Origin of the sequence: Rhodoferax sp. (assembly GCF_039922535.1) — a bacterium.
Lineage (GTDB): Bacteria > Pseudomonadota > Gammaproteobacteria > Burkholderiales > Burkholderiaceae_C > Rhodoferax_B.
Window position 1 is genome coordinate 1 of record NZ_JBDTEM010000458.1, and the last position, 3,156, is coordinate 3,156.

Annotated in this window: 5 protein-coding genes; 2 read left to right on the forward strand and 3 right to left on the reverse strand. The window is 66.1% G+C overall.

The window, feature by feature from the left end; all coding sequences use genetic code 11:
• Window positions 1-570, reverse strand: a 570-nt coding sequence (locus ABI213_RS21795; protein WP_348028634.1) for an NAD(P)H-dependent oxidoreductase, incomplete at its 3' end; no start/stop codon positions are given.
• Between the two features lie 50 nt (window positions 571-620).
• On the opposite strand from ABI213_RS21795, the gene ABI213_RS21800 reads away from it, so the two are divergent.
• Window positions 621-1,247 carry a ParA family protein gene (locus ABI213_RS21800; protein ID WP_348028636.1) on the forward strand — a complete coding sequence of 209 codons (627 nt, stop codon included), beginning with the start codon at window positions 621-623 and terminating at the stop codon, window positions 1,245-1,247.
• Between the two features lie 64 nt (window positions 1,248-1,311).
• Here ABI213_RS21800 and ABI213_RS21805 read toward each other — a convergent pair whose 3' ends face one another.
• Window positions 1,312-1,779, reverse strand: a complete 468-nt coding sequence (locus ABI213_RS21805) for a tRNA (cytidine(34)-2'-O)-methyltransferase (RefSeq protein ID WP_348006901.1) — start codon at window positions 1,777-1,779, stop codon at window positions 1,312-1,314.
• Between the two features lie 52 nt (window positions 1,780-1,831).
• On the opposite strand from ABI213_RS21805, the gene ltaE reads away from it, so the two are divergent.
• Window positions 1,832-2,854: a low-specificity L-threonine aldolase gene (gene ltaE, locus ABI213_RS21810; RefSeq protein ID WP_348006900.1), complete on the forward strand. Its 1,023-nt coding sequence runs from the start codon at window positions 1,832-1,834 to the stop codon at window positions 2,852-2,854.
• On the opposite strand, the gene ABI213_RS21815 is transcribed toward ltaE, so the two are convergent.
• A partial coding sequence (locus ABI213_RS21815; RefSeq protein WP_348028638.1) for a phosphoribosyltransferase family protein occupies window positions 2,851-3,156 on the reverse strand: 306 nt, incomplete at its 5' end. The genes ltaE and ABI213_RS21815 overlap by 4 nt on opposite strands.

The window sequence follows — 3,156 nt, forward strand, 5'->3', positions numbered from 1 at the left end:
GTGGTCCTGCACCTCTTGCTTGCCCGCGCTGTGGGCACCGTGCAGCACCAGCGGTGGCAAAAAGTGCATGCCGCACAGAGCGGCGGTCTGGGCGTAGGGCGGCAAGAAGGCGTCGAACGGATAGCGGTTGTAGCTGTCGGGGTGGTACGAGTCTTCTTGCCCGCCGGTGGTCACCACCAGCCACAGGGATTTGCCGCGCAGGGAGGTGCCGGGCGCGCCGCTGGGGGCGGCTTCTTCGGTTTCTGCCGACACCGCGCCAAATGCCCAGCCATAGGTCAGTACCTCGTCCATCCACAGTTTTTGCAAGGCGGGCATCGAATACCACTGGATGGGGTGTACCAGCACCAGCAGGTCGGCGGCTTCCATGCGGGCCTGCTCGGCTGCCACATCGATGGCGTAGTCCGGGTAGTTGGCGTACAGGTCCTGGATGTCGATCTGCGGGCCGTCCGCGCGGGCGGGCAGGGCGCGCGCCGCCGCCAGCAGGCGCTGGTTGACGCGAGACGCACGCCAGTTGGGATGGGCGGCGAGCACATAGATGCGGGATGGGGCGGAGGCGCTGGGATCTTGCATGCCGCTAACATAGCAAAAATTTACGCGTTTCCCCCTATTAGGAGCCATTTATGCCCATCGTCGTTGTTGCCAGTCCCAAAGGCGGAGTCGGCAAGTCCACGCTGTCCACCCAGATTGCGGGCTATTACGCCTCGCAGGGGCATACCGTGTTGTTGGGTGATGCCGATCCCCAGCAGTCATCCCATTTGTGGCTGAGCCTGCGCCCGGCGACGGCTGCGCCCATCCAGGCCTGGGAAGTAGACGCGGACGACATCGCCAAACCGCCCAATGGCGGCAAAGCGGGCAACGTGGTGGTGCTGGACACACCCGGCGGGCTGGATGGCAAGCGCTTCAAGGACGTGATGCGGCTGGCCGACAAGATCGTGGTGCCGCTGCAGCCCAGCGTGTTCGACATCTTTGCCACGCGCAAGTTTCTGGACCGCCTGGCAGAGCACCGCCGCATCGACAAGATGCAGGTCGGCCTGGTGGGCATGCGGGTGGACGAGCGTACCTTTGCCGCCGACCGCCTGCGCGAGTACCTGGACGGGCTGGAAGTGCCGGTAATCACCAACTTGCGGGACACACAAAACTACGTGCACCTGGCCGCCGGCGGGCTAAGCCTGTTCGATGTGGCCCCGAGCCGGGTTGAAAAAGACCTGGAGCAGTGGGCTCCGCTGGCGGCCTGGCTGGATGCCTAGGTTTATAAATTTATAAGAAATGGGCCTCTGGCGCAGGTGGAACCTGCGCGAAAAGCTATTTAATCTATAGCATTCCGAATCCGCACTGGCGCCAGGCTTCAAACACGGTGATGGCCACGGCGTTGGATAAATTCAGGCTGCGTTGGCCGGGGCGCATGGGCAGTTTCAAACACTGCTCTGGGGCAAAGGCGGCGCGCACGCTGTCGGCCAGGCCCTTGGTTTCCGAGCCAAACACCAGCCAGTCGCCGGGGGCAAAGGCGGTGCCGTGCACGCTGCCGGTCCCGCGCGTGGTCAGGGCAAACAGGCGCTGCGGGTCGGGCTGGGCGGTGGCCAGAAAGCTGGGCCAGTCGGCATGGCGGGTGAGGGTGGCGTACTCGTGGTAGTCCAGCCCCGCGCGGCGCATGTGCTTGTCGTCCATCGAGAAGCCCAGAGGCTCCACCAGGTGCAGATTGCAGCCGGTGTTGGCCGCCAGGCGGATGACGTTGCCGGTGTTCGGCGGGATTTCGGGTTCGACCAAGACGATGTTAAACATAGGGCCGGATTATCGGAGAGACTCGGACCCCGCCCACAACCCCTGGAACACCATGCCCACCATTGACCTGCGCAGCGATACCGTGACCCGCCCCACGCCCGGCATGCAAGCCGCCATGGCCGTCGCGCCGCTGGGTGACGACGTGTTTGGCGACGACCCGACCGTGAACCTGCTGCAGGCCACGCTGGCCGAGCGCCTGGGCTTCGAGGCCGGGCTGTTCTGTCCCACCGGCACGCAAAGCAATTTGCTGGCGCTGATGACCCACTGCCAGCGCGGCGACGAGTTCATCGTCGGCCAGGAGGCGCATTGCTACAAATGGGAGGCGGGCGGCGCGGCGGTGCTGGGCAGCGTGCAGTCCCAGCCGCTGGACCACGCCAGCGACGGCAGCCTGCCGCTGGAGCGCATTGCCGCGGCCATCAAACCCGATGACTTCCACCACGCCCGCACGCGTTTGCTGGCCTTGGAGAACACCATCGGCGGCAAGGTGCTGCCGCAAGATTACGTGGCAGCAGCGCTGGCGCTGGCCCATGGCCGGGGTTTGCAGTGCCACCTGGATGGGGCGCGGTTTTTCAACGCCGTGGTGGCCTCCCAGCAGGCGGGCGAGGGCTTGGCGCAGGCCGAGCACCGCCTGGTCGCGGGTTTTGACTCGGTCAGCATCTGCTTGAGTAAAGGTCTGGGTGCGCCGGTCGGCTCGGTCTTGTTGGGCGGCAAGGACTTCATCGCCCAAGCCCGCCGCTGGCGCAAGATGCTGGGCGGCGGCATGCGCCAGGCCGGGGTGCTGGCGGCGGCCGGCCTGTACGCGCTGGAGCACCACGTGGCGCGCCTGGCCGACGACCATGCCAACGCCCGGCTGCTGGCCGCATTGCTGGCCGATGTGCCAGGCCTGCAGGTGGAGCTTGGTCACACCAATATGGTGTTTTTGCAGATCGTCCCCGAGCGGGCGGAGGCATTTATGGCGCATTTAAAGGCCCACCAGATCCTGGCCATCGGCCTGTACAAGCTGCGGCTGGTGACGCACCTGGACGTGCGTGAGGCCGACGTGCGGCGTGTGGCCGAGGTGATTCGGGCGTTTTAATCTACCGGGGTGCGCGCCACCACCAGCCCGGTGACGTGCACGGCCCCGGCCTGTTTCAGCACGGCCGCCGCGGCAAACAGCGACGCGCCGCTGGTCATCACGTCGTCTACCAGCACCACCCGCTGGCCACGCAGTACATCGGCCCGCAATGGCTCCAGCGCAAACGCGCCCTGCACATTGCGCAGACGCTCGGCCCGGTTCAGCGTGGGCTGGGGCGCGGTGTGGCGGGTGCGCAGCAGCAGTTGGGCTTGGGTTTTGTGCGGGGCCAGGTGGCGGGCCAGCTCCAGCGCCTGGTTGAAGCC

Excerpts from the sequence above, each read along its gene's own strand:
- ABI213_RS21800 (WP_348028636.1), top strand. The coding sequence starts at position 621 with ATGCCCATCGTCGTTGTTGCCAGTCCCAAAGGCGGAGTCGGCAAGTCC.
- ABI213_RS21805 (WP_348006901.1), bottom strand. The coding sequence starts at position 1,779 with ATGTTTAACATCGTCTTGGTCGAACCCGAAATCCCGCCGAACACCGGC.
- ltaE (WP_348006900.1), top strand. The coding sequence starts at position 1,832 with ATGCCCACCATTGACCTGCGCAGCGATACCGTGACCCGCCCCACGCCC.